This is a genomic window from Aeromonas sp. R5-1, assembly GCF_040908265.1.
In the GTDB taxonomy this organism is placed as follows: domain Bacteria; phylum Pseudomonadota; class Gammaproteobacteria; order Enterobacterales; family Aeromonadaceae; genus Aeromonas; species Aeromonas caviae.
The window spans coordinates 35,487-57,883 of sequence record NZ_JBFODJ010000077.1 but is presented as its reverse complement, the minus strand read 5'-3'; the positions used below and the strand labels follow the sequence as shown (position 1 = coordinate 57,883).

General features: G+C 63.8%; 17 protein-coding genes and 1 pseudogene. 16 read left to right on the top strand and 2 right to left on the bottom strand.

The annotated features are described in order from the left end of the window. Positions 1–305: 305 nt before the first annotated feature. From AB5Y64_RS11475 to AB5Y64_RS11400, 16 genes and pseudogenes are all read left to right on the top strand, one after another. Positions 306–1,241: pseudogene (locus AB5Y64_RS11475) on the top strand (alpha/beta hydrolase); the annotation flags it as partial. Positions 1,242–2,184: 943 nt separating this feature from the next. Next, positions 2,185–2,478 carry a hypothetical protein gene (locus AB5Y64_RS11470; protein ID WP_268453171.1) on the top strand — a complete coding sequence of 98 codons (294 nt, stop codon included), beginning with the start codon at positions 2,185–2,187 and terminating at the stop codon, positions 2,476–2,478. A gap of 246 nt (positions 2,479–2,724) precedes the next feature. Continuing rightward, positions 2,725–4,845 (top strand): hypothetical protein, encoded by a 2,121-nt coding sequence (locus tag AB5Y64_RS11465; RefSeq protein WP_274450089.1) that lies wholly within the window; start codon positions 2,725–2,727, stop codon positions 4,843–4,845. 3 nt (positions 4,846–4,848) lie between these two features. Continuing rightward, positions 4,849–5,610 (top strand): DUF3142 domain-containing protein, encoded by a 762-nt coding sequence (locus tag AB5Y64_RS11460; protein WP_274450088.1) that lies wholly within the window; start codon positions 4,849–4,851, stop codon positions 5,608–5,610. Between the two features lie 7 nt (positions 5,611–5,617). Next, complete coding sequence (locus AB5Y64_RS11455) at positions 5,618–5,812, top strand: hypothetical protein (protein WP_199767306.1); 195 nt, start codon at positions 5,618–5,620, stop codon at positions 5,810–5,812. After that, positions 5,809–6,276 (top strand): GNAT family N-acetyltransferase, encoded by a 468-nt coding sequence (locus AB5Y64_RS11450; RefSeq protein ID WP_103244510.1) that lies wholly within the window; start codon positions 5,809–5,811, stop codon positions 6,274–6,276. Before AB5Y64_RS11455 ends, AB5Y64_RS11450 begins: the two co-directional genes overlap by 4 nt. Before the next feature lie 82 nt (positions 6,277–6,358). Next, on the top strand, positions 6,359–7,267 hold the full coding sequence (locus tag AB5Y64_RS11445; protein WP_368203822.1) for a pseudouridine synthase: 909 nt from the start codon (positions 6,359–6,361) through the stop codon (positions 7,265–7,267). 64 nt (positions 7,268–7,331) lie between these two features. Further along, positions 7,332–7,799 (top strand): NUDIX hydrolase, encoded by a 468-nt coding sequence (locus AB5Y64_RS11440; RefSeq protein ID WP_039039255.1) that lies wholly within the window; start codon positions 7,332–7,334, stop codon positions 7,797–7,799. A 303-nt stretch (positions 7,800–8,102) separates the two neighbouring features. Beyond that, positions 8,103–9,209: a tRNA 2-thiouridine(34) synthase MnmA gene (mnmA, locus tag AB5Y64_RS11435; protein ID WP_010673619.1), complete on the top strand. Its 1,107-nt coding sequence runs from the start codon at positions 8,103–8,105 to the stop codon at positions 9,207–9,209. Between the two features lie 347 nt (positions 9,210–9,556). Continuing rightward, positions 9,557–10,168, top strand: a complete 612-nt coding sequence (gene hflD / locus AB5Y64_RS11430) for a high frequency lysogenization protein HflD (protein ID WP_010673618.1) — start codon at positions 9,557–9,559, stop codon at positions 10,166–10,168. Between the two features lie 30 nt (positions 10,169–10,198). Then, a complete protein-coding gene (gene purB / locus AB5Y64_RS11425) occupies positions 10,199–11,569 on the top strand; it encodes an adenylosuccinate lyase (RefSeq protein WP_010673617.1) in 1,371 nt (456 codons plus the stop codon). Between the two features lie 152 nt (positions 11,570–11,721). Next, positions 11,722–12,852, top strand: coding sequence for a cupin domain-containing protein (locus tag AB5Y64_RS11420; RefSeq protein ID WP_049636809.1), 1,131 nt, complete (start codon positions 11,722–11,724; stop codon positions 12,850–12,852). Between the two features lie 403 nt (positions 12,853–13,255). After that, entirely contained in the window at positions 13,256–14,668 is a 1,413-nt protein-coding gene (gene pykF, locus AB5Y64_RS11415) for a pyruvate kinase PykF (RefSeq protein WP_010673615.1), read from the top strand. Positions 14,669–14,816: 148 nt separating this feature from the next. After that, entirely contained in the window at positions 14,817–18,134 is a 3,318-nt protein-coding gene (mscK, locus tag AB5Y64_RS11410; protein WP_151028259.1) for a mechanosensitive channel MscK, read from the top strand. Between the two features lie 120 nt (positions 18,135–18,254). Then, entirely contained in the window at positions 18,255–18,863 is a 609-nt protein-coding gene (locus AB5Y64_RS11405; protein WP_279976701.1) for a LysE family translocator, read from the top strand. Positions 18,864–18,919: 56 nt separating this feature from the next. Further along, positions 18,920–19,918: a beta-propeller fold lactonase family protein gene (locus tag AB5Y64_RS11400; RefSeq protein ID WP_279976702.1), complete on the top strand. Its 999-nt coding sequence runs from the start codon at positions 18,920–18,922 to the stop codon at positions 19,916–19,918. A gap of 63 nt (positions 19,919–19,981) precedes the next feature. Here AB5Y64_RS11400 and AB5Y64_RS11395 read toward each other — a convergent pair whose 3' ends face one another. Beyond that, entirely contained in the window at positions 19,982–20,722 is a 741-nt protein-coding gene (locus tag AB5Y64_RS11395; RefSeq protein WP_368203821.1) for a dienelactone hydrolase family protein, read from the bottom strand. Between the two features lie 144 nt (positions 20,723–20,866). After that, positions 20,867–22,105, bottom strand: coding sequence for a uracil-xanthine permease family protein (locus AB5Y64_RS11390; RefSeq protein WP_274450079.1), 1,239 nt, complete (start codon positions 22,103–22,105; stop codon positions 20,867–20,869). Between the last annotated feature and the right edge of the window lie 292 nt (positions 22,106–22,397).

Genomic DNA, 22,397 nt, shown 5'->3' with positions numbered 1-22,397 from the left:
GTCGGGGAGTGGATCACAGTGCGCCTGAGGATCCCCTCCTCCCTCGCCGCCCTCAGGTCCTGACGAGGCGCAGGCCCCGTCCATCCGGGCCTCTTCCTCTCTTGATGACAGCCTCTCCATGCCCTCGCCGCCCCGAAGGCGCCACTCCCCCAAATCCCGTTCGCCTTTACATCGTCGTAACCCCTTTGGCGAGGCAAGGCGCGCCGGGGGACAGGCTGCCGGATCCGGACTAGGCTCTTTGCCAGTGATCGGGGCGCCCGGGGCGTGGCCGGTCATGAAGAGAGCACGACAACAAGGAGAACACCATGTTTATCGTCACCAACCGGATGGTCAACGAGCAGGGCAAGACCCCCAGCGAGATCTTTGGCGAAAAACCCGCAGAGGGCCCCAACGAACTGCGCCTCGCCGAGGCCCGGCGTCAGGGCAAGCAGTGGCAGCTGGACCTGCTGCCGGATCAGATCACCGCCGAGATGGCCGCCAGCGTCGGCCTTGACCCCGACCTCCCCCACCCGGCCAGCGCCTATGTGGCGCGCAAGCTGCTGGAGCGCTGCGCCGGGACCGGCAGCACGGCCAAGCAGAAGCTCAAGACTGGCAAACACCTGCTGCTGTTCGTACACGGCTTCAACAACGATCTTGACGATGTGCTGGAGCGAGCCGCGGGGCTCGAGGCCCGTTACGGCGTCGAGGTGCTCTGCTTCAGCTGGCCCGCCAATGGCGGCGGCGCCCGGGGCGTGCTGAGCTACAAGAGCGACAAGCGCGATGCCCTGGCCTCGGCCGGGGCCCTTGACCGGGTGCTGGAGAAGATGAAGGGGCTGCTCTACGAGTTCAACGGCCAGTATGTGACGCAACTGGAAGAGAAAGCCCAGAAGAAGTTCGCCGACAACGGCGAGGCCTGGGATCGCTACTTTGCCAAGGAGGTGAACAAGCGCTGCCCCTTCACCATCAACCTGCTGCTGCACAGCATGGGCAACTACCTGTTCAAGCACCTGCTGGGCAGCACCACCTACCACGCCAACCAGCTGCTGTTCGACAACATCATCATGGCCGCCGCCGACACCAACAACGAGCTTCACGCCCAGTGGGTCGATCGCATCCAGTGTCGCAACCGCCTCTACATCACCATCAATGAGCGCGATGGTGCCCTGATGGCATCGCGCATGAAGATGGGGGAGCAGAAAAAGGCGAGGCTCGGCCACTACACCCGGCGGCTGGATGCCAGAACGGCCACCTACGTGGACGTGACCAATCAGCCCCATGTGGGGGACTCTCACGCCTACTTCGAAGGGGATGCCCTCGCCAACGAGAAGGTGCTGCGCTTCTTCCACACCGTCTTCAACGGCGGCACCGGCGAGAGCGCGGAGCTGTTCGATGCGGCCCCTCTATCGCCTCTAGCCACTGCGCAAAAAAACCACCGCCCCGAACAGGGCGGTGGTTTTTCATTATGCGCTCACTTGGTGGCCACAAGGCCGCCAGGGGCTAGTGTTCTGCCGCTTCCGGCTGGGGCGCTTCGCTGCGCTCCCGTTGCAGTTCATCGACCCTGGCCTGCCATCTGTCCTGGGCCTGTTTTTGCCCCTGGGACTCGAATTCCTGGCGCATGGTGTCGATTTTTTGGTCAAGTTTTTCCATCAGGATGTCTCCTTACATCTCGGGTTACACACTGGCTGACGGCACTGTTTGGCCAACCTGCTCACCCGATTGGACACCAGGTTTTCCCCAATTGTCCAACAAAATAAACGATTGATTATGCAAAAACCAATCTAGAAAATGGGTTAAAGCTCCTTATGAAACCCCATAAGCCACCCTGAAAACGCCTGATAAAAGCACTGTTTTTGCCATTGATATCAATACCTTGATATTTATAACTTGCTCAATGACTCCCTTGAGATCGGCATGACGAGGATATGCACATTTTTTTTCACAAAAACTCCCCGCTCTCCGGGCTTTGCGACCGGAAAGGCCCCCTTGTCCATCCAAAAATGCGATAGGTTATGACGCAACCCATCTCTTTAATGGATAGATAATCCCCAACCCCGGCCCTGCGGCTTGCCAGCCCGACCACCAGCAGGTTCGCTTGTTACCCATCCGGGCATATCCCGCCCCACTCCCGCCCCGATAAAATGGGGCCGCACCGCGCCTGCTGAGCGGGTTGTTGCCGCCCTCATCCCCTCTCGTCGGAGTCATGACATGGATCTCTTCTGGTGGTTTGCCCTGCCCGTCGCCGCAGGCACCTTCTATGGGTGCTATTTCTGGAACCAGCGCCATGCCCAGCCCGACTGGCTGCGTCTGCCTACCCGCGCCGACTACCTGCACCAGCATCCCGAATGCGCCATCGACGATGAACTGGGGGCGCGCTGCTGCGCCTGCGGCTCCGACAAGGTGCTGGGCCACCCCCAGACCGGCTGGCCTGATCATCGCTTTCGCCACACCTGCCTCGCCTGCGGCAAGACGCTCTATCGCACCGAAGAGCCCCCGATATAAGCATCCACATTCGCCCTTTTTGTAGGGCGATGTATGGCGATGGCAGATGCTGACACCCGCGAAGCAGCAAAGAGCACGCGCTCGGGACAGGGAGATGGCGCAGGCGTCCTGACAGGGAGAGCGCCGACCAGGTCAGAATAGGTTGTCGTTTGTGACCCTCTTTCGTACTATTGCCCGCCACTGCGAACCCCCTTTTCCGGCCCGGGCGTCACGCACGGCACGGGCCCACAAACGGATAGCGATCCCATGACATCTCTGACCCACTGCTCGGTGCTGGCGATGACGCTGGTTGCACTGCCCGCCCTCGCCTCCGGTGACGGTGACGGGTGCGGCTTCTGGCTCACCGACTGCCCTCTCCCCACCTATCCGCTCTATCTCAACGAGAACGACACCCGGGGCAACCTGCTGATGCTGCTGGGGGATGCCCAGCATCACCCCCTCCCCTTCACCCTGCCGGCGGATCCGCTGAACGAGCGCAGCCAGCCGCTGTTCTACCTGACCCGCCTCCCCCAGCCGGAGGAGGTGGAGGACCCGGCGCTGCGCGAGCAGCTCGGCAGCCGGCTGGCCGCCTACGACCCGTCCCTCCCCCCGCTGCTCGAGCACTACGCGGGCCACGACTCCCTCTACGGCCACGCCATCTCCAACTCCCTCTCCTCGGTCAGCGCGTTTCTGGACGCCCTCGAGCAGAGCGAGGTGCCCGCCCCGGAGCGCACGTCGCTGCTGCGAAGCCGTCTGCTGATCCTGGGGCAGCAAGAGAGCCCCGCCCCCGCGACCGAAATGAGCAGTGCTGCCCTTGAGTGGCAGGGGTATCTGCAGGCCGCCCGGCACTTCTACGAGAGCCGCTTCGAGGAGGCCCGCGCAGGCTTTGCCGCCTTGCAGCAGGCCAAGGCCCCCTGGGTGGCCGAGAGCGCGACCTACATGGTGATGCGCACGGAGATCAACCTCGCGATGAAGGAGGCGAAGGACGAATACGGCGATCAGGACGTGACCAGGAGCGACAAGGAGGCCCTTCGCCGCGCCATGGCCCAGGGCCAGGCCTATCTGGCGGCCTACCCGCAAGGGCGCTACGCCAGCTCAACCAGAGGACTGTTCAGACGCATCCAGTGGATGGCCGGTGATCTCGGCGCCCTGCGGGATGCCTATGACGAGGCCATGGCAACCCGCCAGCCCTTGCCGGCGCTGGAGGCCCTGGTCAACGAGATCGATCTCACCTTGCTCAGTGGCGATGCCTATCGCCATCAGGCGGCCTATCAGGACTCGGCCCAGCCGGCGCTGCTGTTCGTCAATGCCCTGCGGGGTCTCAGACCGACCTATGAGCGGCCGCGGGACTGGCAAGATGCCCAGCTGGACGACGCCATCGCGCAACTGCAAAAAACCGGTCACCAGGCGCAGGCGGCCTATCTCAAGGCCTACGCCCTCTTTTTGGACAAGCAGTTCGAGCAGGTGCTGGCCCTGCCCTCTCCGGGGCAGGAGGACGCCACCCTGGCATTCAGCCACCAGATGCTGCGCATCTGGGCCTGGCAGGGCATGAAGGCCTTCGACAAGGCCGAGCAGGCCCTGATGGCACTGGTGGCCTCCCCCCTGGGTCAGGCCCAGCAGGCGTTCGTGGAGAACGTGCTGGCGGATCACTGGGTGCGCACCGGCAACACGGCGGCCATCTTCCAGCCGGGCAGCCCCATCACCCAGCTGCGCATCCGCGCGGCCGTGCTCAAGCAGGAGGCCGAACCCGCCCTGTTGCGCCAGCAAGCCAGTCAGGGCCCGAGCGCGGCGGAGCGGCAGATTGCGCTCCATACCCTGCTGGTGCGGGATCTCATCGCCAGCGACCCGGCCACCTTCTTGCAGGATGTGGCCCTCATCCCCGCCGATTACAAGGAGGCGACCCCTCCCGCCGACGCGCCCTGGGAGCCCGTACCCAACGGGGATGTGCGCCTCTCGGCGTTCCAGTGGCGCGGAGAGGGAACGCCCCAGGGCTACCACTGCCGGGATCTGACCCAGACCCTTGGCACCCTGGTGCAGCGCCCCGACGATGGTCATGCCCTCAACTGCTTCGGGGAGTACCTGCGCAGCCGGGATCCCCATATCGACCTGTGGCAGGATCGCGAGATGATCTGGGGGCTGGCGCAAGACGAGCGCCCCACGTTCCCGAGTCGCCTCGCCCTCTATCAGGCCGTGATGGCCAACCCCAAGGCGGAGCCCGAAGACAAGAGCTATGCCCTCTATCGCGCCATCCAGTGCTATGCCCCCTCCGGCTACAACAGTTGCGACAGCCAGGAGATCCCCAAACGCACCCGGCAGGCCTGGTTCAACACCCTCAAGCAACGCTATGGCAACTCGGTGTGGGCCAGATCCCTCAAATACTACTGGTGAGCCATGAGCAGACGCTCTGAGCGCGCACTGTTGGCGCTGCTGCTGACGGCCCTGGCCACCCCCCTTGAGGCCAGTGTCGATGCCAGCGCCTATCACGGATTCTGGCTCTGGTCCGCCACCCGCCACCAGCCGGTACTGGAACAGGCCAGCACCCTCTATCTGCATCAGGGGGAGATCCTGGACAGGCCCGGCGGCCCCCGCTTCGTCAAGCTGGGGCGGGTTCCCTCCCCCCTCAAGGCCGGGCAGGTCTGGCTGGTGGTGCGTGTCAACGCCCTCCCCCTCTCCCCCGCCCACGAGCAGGTGCTGGTGCGCCTCTACGAGGGGTGGCGCGCGGCCGGGGCCAGGGTGGCGGGCATCCAGATCGACTTCGATGCGGCGACCCGCCAGCTCGATCGCTATGGCAACGCCCTGCAACAACTGCGGCGCGCCCTGCCTCCCGGGTGCAAGCTCAGCGTGACGGGGCTGCTCGACTGGGCGAAAACGGGGGACGTGGCAGAGCTCAATCGCCTGCCCGTGGACGAGCTGGTGATCCAGACCTATCAGGGCACGCACACGGTGCCGGGCTATCAGGCCTATTTGCCCGCCATGGCGCACCTGACCATCCCGTTCAAGGTCGGGCTGGTGCAGGATGGGGAGTGGGATCCCGCCTGGCAGACAACACTGGCCGCCTCCCCCCATTACCGGGGCGAGGTGGTCTTCCTGCTCAACCGCCCGGTGCCGATCCCGGAGACCAGCGCCCCTGTTCCCCGGCATGACGCCCCCTGAGACGCGGGTGAACCCTATCGGGACACAGGGGCAAGGGCGTGCCCACGGCAAGCAGCTGTGGCCGACCCAGATCCGGCTGGTGGCATCCACACCGGGCGAGATGCCGTGCGAGAGGAACACCGCCCGAGCCACCACATCGGTCAAGCCCGCCATCGTGCTGCGCGGCGCGCGCCGTCACAAACAGGAAGAGAAACAAGGATGACGTATGTCGAGATGAACCCCGCCCACCTGCCGCTGGCCCTGCTGCTGGAGGCCGATCCCGCCGCGTCGCGCATCGCCGCCTACCTGCCCGGGGCCTGGGGCTTTGCCGCCCTGGCGGACAACGAGGTCGTGGGGGCCTGCGTGGCGGGCCTGGTGGGGGAGCAAACCGCCGAGATCTTCAACATCGCCGTTGCCCCCAACCGCCAGCAGCAGGGCATCGGCTCCGGCCTGCTGCGCTTCGTGCTGGAGACCCTGGCCGGGAAGGGGATAGGCCGCGTCGAGCTCGGTACCGGCAGCTTCGGCCACCAGCTCACCTATTACCATCGCCACGGCTTTCGCGTCCATGCCGTCGTGAAGGATCACTTCCTCATCCACTATCCCGAGCCCCTGATGGAGCACGGCATCCAGCACAAGGACATGCTGCGCCTCTCCCTCGCACTGGCGCCGGACATCGCCTCCCCCTGACCCGAGAGGGAAGCCCCGCTCTCCCCCTGATGGCCGCCCCCTGTGGTACACTCCGCCATCCCCTGTTTTTGGTAGGCATGCGATGAAATCAGCCCGTCCCCGTCTCTCCCTCTCCGCCCGCCCTGACGCAGGCCGCACGGCCAGCGGGCCCACCACGGTGCACCCATCCCAACGCCGGGAGGCCCGGCACGCAGGGAGAGTCAACGAGCGCAAACCGGCCCCCGCCCCGGCGGATCGCAAGCTGCTGCTCCTGAACAAGCCCTACATGGTGCTCTGCCAGTTCACCGACGAGGCGGGCCGCGAGACCCTCAAGGATTACATCAAAGAGCCCGGCATCTATGCCGCGGGCAGGCTGGATCGAGACAGCGAAGGGCTCTTGCTGCTCACCAACGACGGCAAGTTGCAGGCACGCCTCACCCAGCCGGGAGAGAAGACCCCCAAGACCTACTGGGTGCAGGTGGAAGGCATCCCGAGCGAGGAGAAACTGGCCGCCCTTCGCGCCGGTGTGGAACTCAACGACGGCATGACCCTGCCCGCCGGGGCGCGCATCATGGATGACCCTGTGGTGTGGCCACGCAATCCGCCCATTCGCGAGCGCAAAGAGATCCCCACCTGCTGGCTCGAGATAACAATCGTGGAGGGGCGCAACCGCCAGGTGCGGCGCATGACCGCCCACATCGGCCACCCCACCTTGCGCCTCATCCGCTACGCCATCGGGGAGTGGACCCTCGATGGTCTGGCGCCGGGAGAGAGCCGCGCCCTGCCCGCCCCCGAGCTGGCAACCGCGCCACGACCAGCCGCCACGCAAGGCAAACCACGGGCATCCGCCGCAGCCGGGGGCACTGGCCGCAGTGCCCCCCGCACCGCCCGGCCAACAGATCAGGATCCAGCCCGGGGGCGGGACCGCCGCGGGGCAGACCCGCGCCAGGCCAATCGCAGCGGCGGGCGCACCACCGCCCGCCGTCCGGCTCGCACCAAGCCCTCTGAATGAAGGCGACAGCGGATCTGCATCGAGCGCCCCTGCCGGGGCACAGCCAACAAGACAAGGAGTCCTTATGAGCGATCACCCACCGCTGCCCACCCGCCTCACCGTGGCCGCTCTGGTGCACTGGCAGGGGCGTTTCTTGCTGGTGGAAGAGGAGATTGCGGGCCAGCGCCGCTTCAACCAGCCCGCCGGCCACGTGGAGCCGGGAGAAGATCTCATCCAGGCGGCCTGCCGCGAGCTGAAGGAGGAGACCGGACTCACCGCCGCGCCCACCGGCTGGCTCGGGGTCTACCTCTTCAAACCGGCGGACAGCGAGGCCACCTTTGTGCGCACCGCCGTCATCTTCGACCTTGAAAAGTCGCCCGGTCAGCACCATCCAGAGGATCCCGACGGTGACGTACTGGCCTGTCACTGGCTCAGCCTGGAGGAGATTGCCGAGTGCAAGCCCGCCCTGCGAAGCCCCCTGGTGTGGCAGTGTATCCAGGACTATCTGGCAGGCACCAGGCTGCCGCTGTCGGCCCTCAAGGCCTTCATCTGAGAGCCTGCCCACGCTCTTACTGCGAGACCGTGATCAAGGCTCATGTGCTGCTCGGAATCCTCACGTATATCTATACGTTCCGGTTCCTGCGCTGCTCTTTACCTTGCTGACGGCCTCTCGTGACAGATCGTGAACAGGCCATGCGGGACCGTTTGGCGCCATTTTTTCATCATGGCGCCGACAAATAGAAAAACGATTTCCCGCCGCCGGGCTTCCAAGGGGAACGGCGGCAGGGAGATGTGACCGGGGGCGCAAAACTCTGGTAGAATACGCCCCGTTTAAACGAACTGGTAACTTCGACTAATGACAGACAACAGCCAAATCAAGGTGATCGTCGGCATGTCCGGCGGCGTGGATTCTTCCGTCTCGGCCTACCTGCTCCAGCAGCAGGGCTACCAGGTCGAAGGCTTGTTCATGAAGAACTGGGAAGAAGACGACACGGACGAGTACTGCTCTGCCGCCCAGGATTTGGCTGATGCCAAGGCCGTCTGCGACAAGCTGGGGATGAAACTCCACACCATCAACTTCGCCGCCGAATACTGGGACAACGTGTTCGAGCACTTCCTGGAAGAGTACAAGGCGGGTCGCACCCCGAACCCGGACATCCTGTGCAACAAGGAGATCAAGTTCAAGGCGTTCCTGGAATTCGCCGCCGAAGAGCTGGGGGCCACCTACATCGCCACCGGCCACTATGTGCGCCGTGACGACAGCACCGGCCGCCCGCGCCTGCTGCGCGGCCTCGATACCAACAAGGATCAGAGCTACTTCCTCTATACCCTGAGCGAAGCCCAGGTGGGTCAGAGCCTGTTCCCGGTCGGGGATCTGGAAAAACCCGAGGTGCGCCGCATCGCCGAGCAGCTGGATCTCATCACCGCCAAGAAGAAAGACTCCACCGGCATCTGCTTCATCGGTGAGCGCAAGTTCAAGGACTTCCTGGCCAAGTTCCTGCCCGCCCAGCCCGGTCCCATCGAAACCGTGGACGGCAAGATCATCGGCGAGCATCAGGGGCTGATGTACCACACCCTGGGCCAGCGCAAGGGGCTTGGCATTGGCGGTCGCAAAGATGCCACCGAAGAGGCCTGGTACGTGGTGGACAAAGAGGTGGAGCGCAACACGCTCGTGGTGGCGCAAGGGGAACACCCCCGCCTCTACTCCGACGGCCTGGTCGCAAGCCAGCTGCACTGGGTGGATCGCACCCCCATTCGCGCGCCGCGCCGCTGCACCGTCAAGACCCGCTATCGGCAGGAAGACATCCCCTGCCTGATCCAGCCCATCGACGATGAGACCATCCGGGTCATCTTCGACGAGAAGCAGGCTGCGGTGACCCCGGGCCAGTCCGCCGTCTTCTACGACGGGGAAGTGTGTCTGGGCGGCGGCATCATCGAACAGCGTTTCAGCCATCCGGTCTAAGGGCTGGGCGCTCACGAGCGTCCGCGCTGTACTCCCTTCTCCCCTCGCGGGAGAAGGGTTGGGGATGAGGGGGTAACCACCCTCACCCTGACCCTCTCCCTGAGGGAGAGGGGACAAAGAAAAACAGTACCAGGCAGCGATACATGATTGGCAACGTCCAGGCCGGATCATGGCATCGGCCGGTGAAAGAACAGAACAGGGCCGTGAAGACATGGCCGACACATTCCAGGCCGGATCATGGCATCGGCCGGTGAAAGAACAGAACAGGGCTGTGAAGACATGGCCGACACATTCCAGGCCGGATAATGGCATCGGCCGGTGAAAGAACAGAACAGGGCTGTGAAGATATGAGCGACAAATTCCAAGACAGAACCATGGCCTTCGCAGGCATCTGCCAGGCCGCCTATCTGGTGCAGAAAGTGGCCCGTGACGGCTCCTGCGACGAAGCCTCCCTGCGCGAGAGCCTGCAAAGCATTCTGGTCACCAACCCCACGCAGCCGCTGGAAGTGTTCGGCAGCCACCTGGCCATTCGCGACGGCTATCGCGCCCTGGTGGAACAGCTGGGGGCCGACGGCAGCCAGAAGAATGCCGAGCTGACCCGCTACGTGGTGAGCCTGATCGCGCTGGAGCGCAAGCTCGCCAAGCGCAAGGACATCCTCAACATGCTGGGGGAGCGGATCAGCCAGATCGGCCGCCAGCAACAGCATTTCGATCTGCTCGACGAGCAGATCCTGGCCAACATGGCGAGCATCTATAGCGACCTTATCAGCCCCATCGGGCCGCGCATCCAGGTGGCGGGCACCCCGCTCTTCCTGCAGCAGCCCCTGGTGCAGCACAAGGTGCGCGCCCTGCTGCTCGCAGGCATCCGCGCCGTGGTGCTGTGGCGCCAGCTCGGCGGCAGCCGTACCCAGATCATCTTCGCCCGCAAGAAGATGGTGGAACTGGCCAAACGATTTTAACCCCCACACCAATCATCAGGAGTTCACCCCATGGAGCTGTCCGCGCTGACTGCCGTTTCCCCGATTGACGGTCGTTATGGCGACAAGGCCGATGCCCTGCGCCCTATCTTCTCCGAATTCGGTCTGCTGCGTTTTCGCGTCGAAGTCGAGGTGCGCTGGTTGCAAAAACTGGCCAGCCACGCCGGGATCCCGGAAGTCCCTGCCCTGAGCGAGGCAGCCAATGCCGTGCTTGACGGCATCGTCAGCAACTTCAACGAGCAGGATGCCGCCCGCATCAAACAGATCGAGCGCACCACCAACCATGATGTGAAAGCGGTGGAGTACTTCCTGAAAGAGAAGGTGGAAGTGAACCCGGAGCTGGCCGCCGTCAGCGAATTCATTCACTTCGCCTGCACCTCGGAAGACATCAACAACAACTCCCACGGCCTGATGCTGAAGACCGCCCGGGAAGAGGTGATCAAGCCTTATTGCGAAAAGCTCATCAGCGAGATCAAGCGCCTGGCCGTCGAGTACCGCGACATGCCGCTGCTGTCACGCACCCACGGTCAGCCGGCGACCCCGAGCACCATGGGCAAGGAGATGGCCAACGTCGCCTACCGTCTGGAGCGCCAGCTCAAGCAGATCATGGCGGTGGAGCTGCTGGGCAAGATCAACGGTGCCGTGGGCAACTACAACGCTCACATCAGCGCCTACCCGGATGTGGACTGGCACCAGTTCTCCGAGGAGTTCGTCACCTCCCTGGGCCTGACCTGGAACCCCTACACCACCCAGATCGAGCCCCACGACTATATCGCCGAGCTGTTCGATGCCCTGGCCCGCTTCAACACCATCCTGATCGACTTTGACCGTGACGTCTGGGGTTACATCTCCCTGGGTCACTTCAAGCAGCGCACCATCGCCGGCGAAATCGGCTCCTCCACCATGCCCCACAAGGTCAACCCCATCGACTTCGAGAACTCCGAAGGCAATCTGGGTCTGGCCAACGCCGTGTTCCAGCACCTGGCGAGCAAACTGCCCATCTCCCGCTGGCAGCGTGATCTCACCGACTCGACCGTGCTGCGCAACCTGGGTGTGGCGGTGGGTTACTCCCTGATTGCCTATCAGGCGACCCTGAAGGGCATCTCCAAGCTGGAAGCCAACGCGGACGCCATGGCCGCCGATCTGGACGCCAACTGGGAAGTGCTGGCGGAGCCCATCCAGACCGTGATGCGCCGCTACGGCATCGAGAAGCCCTACGAGAAGCTCAAAGAGCTGACCCGTGGTCGCCGCGTCGACGCCGAAGGGATGCGCACCTTCATCGACACCCTGGAGTTGCCGGAAGCGGTCAAGGTCGAGCTCAAGAAGCTGACCCCGGCCAACTACATCGGCGACGCCCAGCGTCTGGTCGATCTGCTGAAATAAGTGATGTAACCGAACCGGCGGGGGCTCTGTCATGACGGCAGGGCCCCCGTTGATTTTGGCCCATTTGATATGATCACCCTCTATCGGGCCATTTCAGAGCCCTTGCCCAAGCCCGCCTTGGGCAAGCCCTCTCACAAGATACGAGAAGCACCATGTACCAACTCAATCTGGATATCGCTCACTTCCTCGAGCACTACTGGCAGAAGCGCCCGCTCCTCATCAAGGGCGGTTTCACCGACTTTCAGGATCCCATCAGCCCGGACGAACTGGCGGGTCTGGCCATGGAGGAGGTGATCGAATCGCGCCTGGTCACCCGCTTCAACAACCAGTGGGAGGCGGCCCACGGCCCCTTCGAATCCTACGATCACCTGGGGGAAGAGAACTGGACCGTGCTGGTGCAGGCGTGCAACCACTGGGTACCCGAGGTGCACGAGCTGGCGGTGCCCTTCCAGTTCATCCCGGGCTGGCGCTTTGACGATGTGATGGTGAGCTTCTCCACCCCTCACGGCGGTGTCGGCCCCCACATCGACAACTACGACGTCTTCATCACCCAGGGTCAGGGCAAGCGTCACTGGCGGGTCGGCGATGCCAAGCCCTTGAACGAGTTCGCCGCCCACGCGGCCCTGCTGCACTGCGAGCCGTTCGAGGCGATCATCGACGTCATCATGGAGCCGGGCGATATCCTCTACATCCCGCCTGGATTCCCCCACGAGGGCTACGCCATCGAGCCCTCCCTGAACTTCTCGGTGGGTTTCCGCGCACCGGACGCCAAGGCCCTTGTCTCCTCCTTTGCCGATCACCTGATCGACAACGAGATCCGCACCGAACGTTACGGCGACCCGGACCTCCAGCCCCGCGCCCGCCACGGGGAGATCCAGCCCCACGAGCTGCACCGCCTGCGGGAGCTGATGCAACAGGCCCTCGACGACGAGACCCTGTTCAAGGAGTGGTTCGGCACCATGATCTCCGAGGCCAAGCACGATCTGGACGTCAATCCGGTGGAGCCGGACTACAGCGCCGACGAGGTGGCCGACCTGCTGAGCCAGGGGGAGCCCGCCATCAAGGTGCCGGGGTTGCGCAGCGTCTGGTTCAGCGGCGAGAGCCGCACCTGCTACATCGACGGCGAAGCCTGGACCCTGCCAAGCGAGGATCCGGCCGCCATCGCGCTCCTGTGCGACAAGGACATCATCACCCAGGACGCGCTGGTGGAACTGGCCGATCAGGCGGGCTTCCTGCAACTGCTGACCCGGCTGGTCAACCGCGGCTACTGGTTCTTCGGCTGATCCAGAGGGCTGCCGCCCCTCCCGGCGTGCCGGGAGGGGCGCGTTTTTTTCCGCTGTAGGCCAACCGGCTCCTGCCTTGCGCTGCTTCGCCCTGACGCCACGGGAGGGAGTGACTACACTGGATGACGGCCAACGGCATCGGGCCGGATCGCCCCGGCAAGGGGGCCCTGTTGTTTGTCATTTAACAACATGGGATCGGGCAGGATGCGGGGCCAGAAATGGGAACCAAATGGCCTCAGTTGCGGAAAATCAATTATTTTAGCCCCTAAAATGAGCTGTGAGCGAAAACGTTATCTTTCAAATTGAGGCCGTTTTCGCTCAAAACGTTGTTTCTGGATCATAAAAAGTATCCAAAAACTGGTGTATATTGCACGGCGGAAATTCCTTAACCATGAAGACTGACATGAAAAAGACCAAAATCGTCTGCACCATCGGTCCCAAGACCGAATCCAAAGAAATGCTGGGCAAGATGCTGGATGCCGGCATGAACGTCATGCGCCTGAACTTCTCCCACGGCGACTACGCCGAACACGGTGGTCGCATCAGCAACCTGCGCGCTGTCATGGCCGAAACCGGCAAGCACGCAGCCATCCTGCTGGACACCAAGGGTCCGGAAATCCGCACCATCAAGCTCGAAGGCGGCAACGACGTCTCCCTGGTCGCCGGCCAGACCTTCACCTTCACCACCGACCAGACCGTGGTGGGCAACAAAGACAAAGTCGCCGTCACCTATGCCGGTTTTGCCAGCGACCTGCGCGTCGGCAACCGCATCCTGGTTGACGACGGCCTGATTGGCCTGGACGTCATCGAAATCACCGAGCGCGAAGTGATCTGTAAAGTGCTCAACAACGGTGACCTGGGCGAGAACAAGGGCATCAACCTGCCGGGCGTCTCCATCAAGCTGCCGGCCCTGGCCGAAAAAGACAAGCGCGACCTCATCTTCGGTTGCGAGCAAGGCGTTGATTTCGTTGCTGCCTCCTTCATTCGCAAGAAAGAAGACGTGCTGGAAATCCGTGAGCACCTGAAAGCCCACGGCGGCGAGAACATCCAGATCATCTCCAAGATCGAAAACCAGGAAGGCCTGGACAACTTCGACGAGATCCTGGCTGTCTCCGACGGCATCATGGTTGCCCGTGGCGACATGGGTGTCGAGATCCCGGTGGAAGAAGTGATCTTCGCCCAGAAGATGATCATCGAGAAGTGCAACAAAGCGCGCAAAGTGGTCATCACCGCCACCCAGATGCTGGACTCCATGATCAAGAACCCGCGTCCGACCCGCGCCGAAGCCGGCGACGTGGCCAACGCAATCCTGGACGGTACCGACGCAGTCATGCTGTCCGGTGAGTCCGCCAAGGGCAAGTACCCGCTGGAAGCCGTGACCATCATGGCCACCATCTGCGAGCGTACCGATGCCGTGATGCCGTCCAACCTGTCTGCTGCCAACGACAGCAACAAGCTGCGCATCACCGAAGCGGTCTGCAAAGGCGCGGTAGAGACCTCCGAGAAGCTGGACGCCCCGCTGATCGTGGTTGCCACCGAAGGCGGCAAGTCTGCCAAGGCCATTCGCAAATACTTCCCGAAAGCCTGGATCCTGGCCATCACCACCAACAAGAAGACCGCTGCCCAGCTGGTGCTGACCAAGGGTGTGGTTGCTCACGTGGTTGACTCCATCGCCTCCACCGACGACTTCTATCGCATCGGCAAAGAAGCCGCGCTGGAAATCGGCATGGGCGTGAAGGGTGACGTGGTTGTCATGGTCTCCGGTGCCCTGGTACCGAGCGGTACCACCAACACCGCCTCCGTTCACGTACTGTAATCAGTCCTGAACCGATGAAAGCGGCGCCTGCGGGCGCCGTTTTTTTTATCTCTCCCCCTGCTGCCCCTCTTGCGCCGGTGCTAGAATCCACGCGGATTTTACCCTGGTGGAAAATCCCCCGAACATCGCATAATCACCCGGACGCTTTATGCTCTCAACACGCTTCAAAAGAGCCTCGGCCACCCTGCTGCCGCTGCTCTGTTTACTCATCACCTTCTGGACCCCGAGCACCCTGGCGCAGGATCTGCCCCAGCGCGCCACCGTGCAGCGGGCGCTCGACGCCCTCGGCAAGTCGGACACCCCCACGGCCAGCCAGCAGGCGGACCAGAAGTTCCTGACTGATACCCTCTCCCTCCTCGACAGCATCGACAAGGAGAAGAGCAAGGCCAAAACCCAGAGCGAACGCCTGCGCACCCTGCCGGCAGAGCTCAAGGAGATCGGCGCCAAGCTCGACGCCCTGACCCAGGGCAAGAGCCCGGAGCAGCTCAAGAGCGAATACGCCACCATGAGCCTGGCGGAGCTCGATGCCCGCCAACCCGAGATCATGGCCAACATGCAGGCGGCCCAGGAGGCCCTTGGCACCATCGGCAGCCAGATCACCAACCTGCAGACCCTGCCGGAGCGGGCCCAGGCCAGCATGAGCCGCGCCTATCAGCGCAGCCAGGAGATCCGCACCCGCCTCAACGCCGGGGACGGGGTGAGCAGCGCCGAGAAGATGAAGCTGGGCACCGAGCTGGCCCTGCTGGATCTGCAACTGGCCAACCTGCAAAAGGAGCTGGACAACCGCACCAGCATGCAGGATCTGGTGGTCAAGCAACGGGACTACCAGAGTGCCCGCCTTGCCAGTGAAGAGCAGAAACTGCAGGCATTGCAGGAGCAGAGCAGCGCCAAGCGCCTGGGGGATACCGAGAAGACCGCCGAAGAGACCGGCGAACTGGTGGCCGCCGAAGACAACCCCCTAGTGCAAAAAGAGCAGGAGCTCAACTACCAGCTCAGCCAGCAACTCATCAGCTCCACCAACAGCCTCAACACCCTGGCCCAGAAGAACCTGCAGGCGAAGAGCATGCTGGAGCGCGGCACCCAGACCGAGCGCAACCTCAATGAACAGGTGCAGATGCTCAAGGGCAACCTGCTGCTCTCGCGCATCCTCTATCAGCTCTACCAGCAACTGGAAGCGGCCCCCTCCACCCTGGTGAAGAACCTGGAGGAGCAGATCGCCGACCTGCACCTGGCCCAGTTCGAACTGAGCCAGCAGCGTGACCAGCTGTTCCAGAAGAACCAGTATCTGGACAACCTCATCGCCAGCAGCGGCGAGACGGTGAGCGACGAAGACAGGGCCAGCCTTGCCAAGCTCATCGACACCCGCATCGGCCTGCTGGATCAGCTCAACCGCCAGATGGATGCCCAGCTCACCAACGCCATCAGCCTGCAACTGACCCAGCAGCAGCTGACCCGGGTCTATGCCTCCATCGAGTTCACCCTGCAGCAGCACATCTTCTGGGTGAGCAGCAACAAGCCCATCGATGCCAAGTGGTTCATCACCTGGCCGGCCCAGGCCTTCAAGCAGGCCTCCGACTGGGTGCTGAAACCGGACTGGAGCGGCTGGGGCGACATGCTACTGGCGGTCTCCCTGCTCTCCCTGCCGCTGCTGCTGGTGGGCGGCCTGCTGCTGTGGAAGCGCGGCACCCTGCTCGAGCGCCAGAAGAAGATCGTCAAGGATCTGGGACGTTTTCGTCAGGACAGCCAGTGGCACACCCCCCGTGCGCTGCTGTTCACCGTGCTGCAACGCCTGCCGGGCACCCTCTTCATCCTGGCCGCCGGCCTGCTGCTCGCCTATTGCGGTCTGCTGAGCCCGAGACTCATCTTCCAGATCACCCTGAACCTGGCCCTCGGCTACCTGGTGTTCAGCGTCTACCTGTCGGTGATGCGACCGGGGGGCATCGGCGAGACCCACTTCCGCATGCCGCGGGACGAGCTGCAGGCCAAGCGCAACAGCATGCGCTACCTCTGGCTGCCCCTGCTGCCCCTCATCATGCTGTCGACCAAGGCGGTGGTGGAACCCTCCTCCCTTGGCAACGACGTCATCGGCCAGGGCATGACCATGCTGCTGCTGGGGCTGACCGCCTACCTGGTGCTGCCCATCTCCCGCGCCCGCATCAAGGGCGAGGCGAGCATGTTGCAGACCCTGACCGCCGTCGCCCTGGCGCTGGCGCCGGTGGCCCTGATGGTGCTGGCAGCCCTTGGCTACTACTACACGGCCCTGAAACTCACCGGCAGGCTCATCGAGTCCTTCTACCTCATCATCATCTGGGGTCTGGTCTATCGCACCGCCCTGCGCGGTCTTGAACTGGCGGCCCGTCGTCTGGCCTATCGCCGCGCGGTCGCCAAGCGGGAACACAAGACCCAGGAGGATGCGGAAGGGGGCGAAGCCATCGAAGAGCAGCCCATGGATCTGGAAGAGGTCAGCCAGCAGTCCCTGCGTCTGACCCGCATCATGCTGCTGCTGGTGTTCGGCGTCGCCTTCTACTGGCTCTGGTCTGATCTGGTGGCGGTCTTCACCTACCTCGACAGCGTGGTGCTGTGGCACAAGAGCGAGGGGACCGGGGCCAACGCCGTGCTCTATCCCATCAGCCTGAGCGACGTACTGACCGGCCTGTTCGTGTTTGGTGCGGCTCTGTCGCTGGCCCGCAACCTGCCGGGCCTGCTGGAGGTGCTGGTGCTCTCCAAGCTGCGCCTCGCCCAGGGCACGGCCTACGCCTTCACCACCATGCTCAACTACGCCCTGATCGGGGTGGGCAGCCTGACGGCGCTGGCCATGCTGGGGGTCCAGTGGGAGAAGCTGCAGTGGCTGGCCGCCGGTCTCTCGGTCGGTATCGGTTTCGGCATGCAGCAGATCGTCTCCAACTTCATCTCGGGCATCATCATCCTGTTCGAGCGCCCGGTGCGGATCGGCGACACCGTCACCATCGGCACCATCTCGGGCACGGTCAACAAGATCAGGATCCGCTCCACCACCCTCACCGACTTCGACCGCAAGGAGGTGATCATCCCGAACCAGCAGCTGATGATAGAGCGGCTCATCAACTGGTCCCTGTCCGACACCGTCACTCGGGTCATCGCCCGGGTCGGGGTGGCCTATGGCTCGGATCTGGATCTGACCCGCAAGCTGTTGATGCAGGCCGCCATGGAGAACAGCCGGGTGCTGAAAGACCCGGCCCCCATCGTCTACTTCCTCACCTTCGGGCCCAGCACCCTGGATCACGAGCTGCGCTTCTTCGTGAGCGAGCTGGGGGATCGCAACCCGGCCATCGACGAGCTGAACCGCCGCATCGACGTGCTGTTCCGCGAGCATGGCATCGAGATCGCGTTCAACCAGATGGACGTCTACATCAAGAACATGCAGGGAGACGAACAGAAGGTGGAATCCCGCCCGGCGCTGCCGCCGGCAGGGAACCAGCCCGTCTGATCCCGCCCACTTCACAGGCCCCGTCACGGGGCCTGTTTTTTTCTGCCCGCCCCCCGCCTTGGAAAGCGCAGATCGCCCCCAATATAGGGAAGACAACGGACTGTCTGCACGAGGAACCCAATGGACTCGCTCTACGCCGTGGTGCTCTTTGCCATCTCGGCATCGGTCACCCCCGGCCCCAACAACATCATGGTGATGAGCGCCGGCGCCAGCGTCGGGATACGCAAGAGCCTGCCCCTGCTCATGGGGATCTGCGTCGGCTTCACCCTGATGCTGTTGCTGGTGGGGCTGGGCTTTGGCCAGCTCTTTACCCGCTTCCCCGAACTCCACATGTTCATCAAGTGCGCGGGCACCCTCTATCTGCTCTATCTTGCCTGGCTCATCGCACGCCCGACGGACGGGATGGCTGACAGCAACGGGGCCCGCCCGTTCGGCTTTTTCAAGGGTGCCCTGTTCCAGTGGGTCAATGCCAAGGCCTGGGTGGTTGCCACCGGCGCCATCGCCGCCTTCACCAGCGCGGGGAGCGACCCCTTTGAGCAGCACCTCGTCATCGCCCTGACCTTCTTCATCGTCTCTTTCCCCTGCGTCGGACTCTGGCTCCTGTGCGGTTCCCTGCTCAAGCGCTGGCTGGCAAACGATCTTGCCCGTCGCCGCTTCAACCAGGTGATGGCGGCCCTGCTGGCACTGTCAGTGGTGCCCGTCATTCGCGAGATCCTGATCCCCGCCTGAGACGCCGGGACTCCCTTTCCCTTGACCCGACGGATGGCCGTCGCAAAGGAGATGCAATGCAACAAGTGGTCTATGTGGCCAACCCGGTGAGCGGGTTGATCCATGTGTTTCGCCTCGAAGCAGGCACCCTCGCCCCACTGCAGGAAGTGCAGACCGGCGGCGAAGTGCAGCCCCTGGTCATCAGCCCGGACCGGCGCTGGCTCCATGCGGGGGTGCGCCCCGATTTTCGGGTGCTGAGCTTCCCCATCGCCGCCGATGGGCGGCTCGGGGCCCCGACCTCGGCGCCACTGCTCGGCAGCGCCTCCCACACCTGCACGGACGACAGCGGCCGCCTCTTCTTTGCCGCCTCCTACGCCTTCAACCACGTCACCGTCTCCCGCCAGGATCAGGCGGGCCGGATGCAGCCCCCTCACCAGCGTCTCGACCACCTGATGGCGGCCCACTCGGTCACCTGGCTCCCGGGGCAAAACGGGGAGCAGGAGCTGCTGGTGGCCTGCCTGAAAGAGGACAGGGTGCGCCGCTTTGCCCTGGTGGACGAGAGGCTGGTTCCCCATCCCTTGGGGGACATTCACACCGCCCCCGGCGCCGGGCCCCGCCATCTGGCGCTGCACCCGAGCAACGGCGATCTCTACTGCCTCAACGAGCTCGATGGCACCCTCGACCGCTACCACAGGGAGGCGGATGGTCGCATCAGTGCGCGGGAGAGCCTGGATATGCTGCCCGAGGGTTATCAGGGAGAGCGCTGGGGGGCCGACATCCACCTGACCCCGGACGGGCGTCATCTCTACACCAGCGAGCGGGCCAGCAGCCTGCTCACCCTGTTCGGCGTCTCCCCCCAAGATGGCGCCCTCACCCCCCTCGGCCACTTCCCGACCGAGGCCTGCCCCCGGGGCTTTGCCATCGACCACAGCGGCCACTGGCTCATCGCGACCGGGCAGCAATCCCACGAGGTGGCGCTGCATGCCATCGACCCCGAAAGCGGCCAGCTCACCCCGGGCCCACGGAGCGAGGTGGGCAAGGGGGCCATGTGGGTGAGGGTGCTCGCCCTCCCCTGAGATGGCGAAAAACGGGCATAAAAAAAGCCATGGCACTGCCATGGCCTACGTGAGCCGGCCCCCTCAGGAGCCGGTCACCTCCTTCAGGAAACCGGTGAAACGCCGCCAGGACTTGGCATCGGCATCGGCGCGGTAGTTGTCCGAGCCAAAGACGCTGAACGCGTGGGGGGCGCCGCTGTAGCTGGTCGCCTCGTGCTTCACCCCGGCGCTCTCCAGCTCGGCCACCAGCGCCGCAAACTGACCCAGAGAGACCGCCTCGTCGGCGCTGCCGTGCTGGACAAGCAACTCTCCCTTCGCCTCTTTGTAGTCCTGCCCGGCCGGGGTCTCCAGCCCGCCGTGTACGCTCACCACCCCCTTGAGATCCGCCCCGCTGCGGGCCAGCTCCAGCACGGCGGCGCCGCCAAAGCAGTAACCGAGGGCCACCGCATTGTCGAGCCGCCCCCCCTGCCTGCCCGCCTCCGCCAATCCCCCTTGCAGCAGGGTGCGCATCCTGGTCCTGTCCTGATAAAGGGCCCCGGTGAGGCGCTTCTTGTCTTCCACCGTGCTCGGCCTGACCCCGGCACCGAACAGATCTACGGCAAAGACACTGTAGCCCAGGGCCACCAGCATCTCGGCCCGCTTGATCTCGTAACCGTTGAGCCCGTCCCAGTCGTGCACCAGCACCACCAGAGGGGCCTGCTTGTCGGCACCCGCCTGGTAATAGCCCTCGAACGGCTTGCCTTCGACCTCGTAGCGCACCGCACCGGCCTCGGCCGCACCGCTCCCCATCAGCCCCAGCAGGGCCAGGATCCATGCCCTCTTCATCCTTTCGTCCTCTCCCGTCAATGGTGCCCCTGAGTGTAGCCGCTTCACATGGGGAGCCCGGGTTCAGTGGTAGGCAGGCAAAAAAGAGAGGCCACCCGAAGGTGGCCTCTTTTTCATCATCTCAACGAACAGCAAGCCAGGCGCTTAATCCTTGGCGCTCTCCATGGCACCCGTTTCGGAGTGCTGGGGCAGGATGAGGTTCAGCAGGATGGCGGCCACCGAGGCCAGACCCACACCCGCCAGGGCGAAGTCGCCAATCTTCATCTCCAGGGCACCGACACCCACGGTCAGGGTCACCGCCACGATGGCGATGTTGCGGGACAGCCCCAGATCCACCTTGGACTCCACCAGGGTCTTGAGACCGATGGCGGCGATGGATCCGAACAGCAGCAGCATGATGCCGCCCATTACCGGCATGGGGATGGAGGTGAGCAGGGCGTTGAACTTGCCGAAGAAGGCCAGAATGATGGCGAACACCGCGGCCCAGGTCATGGTGACCGGGTTGAAGTTGCGGGTGATCATCACGGCGCCGGTCACTTCCGCATAGGTGGTGACGGGGGGGCCACCGATGAAACCGGCGAAGCAGACGCCAATGCCGTCACCGGCCAGGGTGCGGTGCAGGCCCGGATCCTTGGTGTAGTCCTTGCCGGTCACGCCGCCGATGGCCAGCACGCCGCCGATGTGCTCGATGCAGGGGGCGATGGCCACCGGCAGCATGAAGAGGGCCGCGGCCCAGTTGATCTCCGGGGTCTCGAAGTGGGGCAGCGCCAGCCAGGGGGCGTTGACCATGCCGTCGAAACTCACCTGGCCCATCAGCACGGCACAGACATAACCGGCGATGACACCGCACAGGATGGGGATGAGTTTGATCCAGCCCTTGCAGAACACGGCGGCAATCAGGGTGACCGCCAGCGAGATCCCCGCCAGGGTCAGCGCCGTGGTGGCAGGCACCACCTGCTCACCGCCGGCACGGCCCATGGCCATGTTGCAGGCTACCTGAGCCACCGACAGGCCGATCACCATGATGACGGGACCGATGACCACGGGGGGCAGCAGCTTGTGCACGAAGCCCATGCCACGAGCGCGGATGATGGCCGCCAGGATGAAATACATGAAGCCCGCGGCAAACAGACCGAACATGGTGGAGGGCAGGCCCCAGGTCTGGGTGGCATAGATGATGGGGGCAATGAAGGCGAAGCTGGAGCCGAGGAAGATCGGCACCTGACGACGGGTGCAGAGCTGGAACAGCAGGGTGCCTACACCGGCGCCAAGCAGGGCCATGGAGGGGTTCAGACCGGTGAGCAGGGGCACCAGCACCATGGCACCGAAGGCGACAAACAGAATTTGCAGCCCGGCGACGCTTTGCTTGACCAAGGAAAACATGGGTATCCTTAATTTTTTGATAACTGACAGGGATATTTGACACTTTTCAGTCATCACAAGACGTTTTCAAGGCAGCCAACGGGCCAAACGGCGTCATTTGTTGCCTTTTACTGCTTGGGGAGGGCATGAAACTGGCTTTTTAGGCAGGATTCGCTGCTACAAGCATCGAGTATGCGATTTTACGCACTTTTGTGGCCGACGCCAATCGTTTTTCCGGGCAGATAGCATGGCAAGGGTTTCAACTGGTCGCCCGACCCGCCGCCCCGGTTGGGCCGAGATGGCTGCCGCCCCG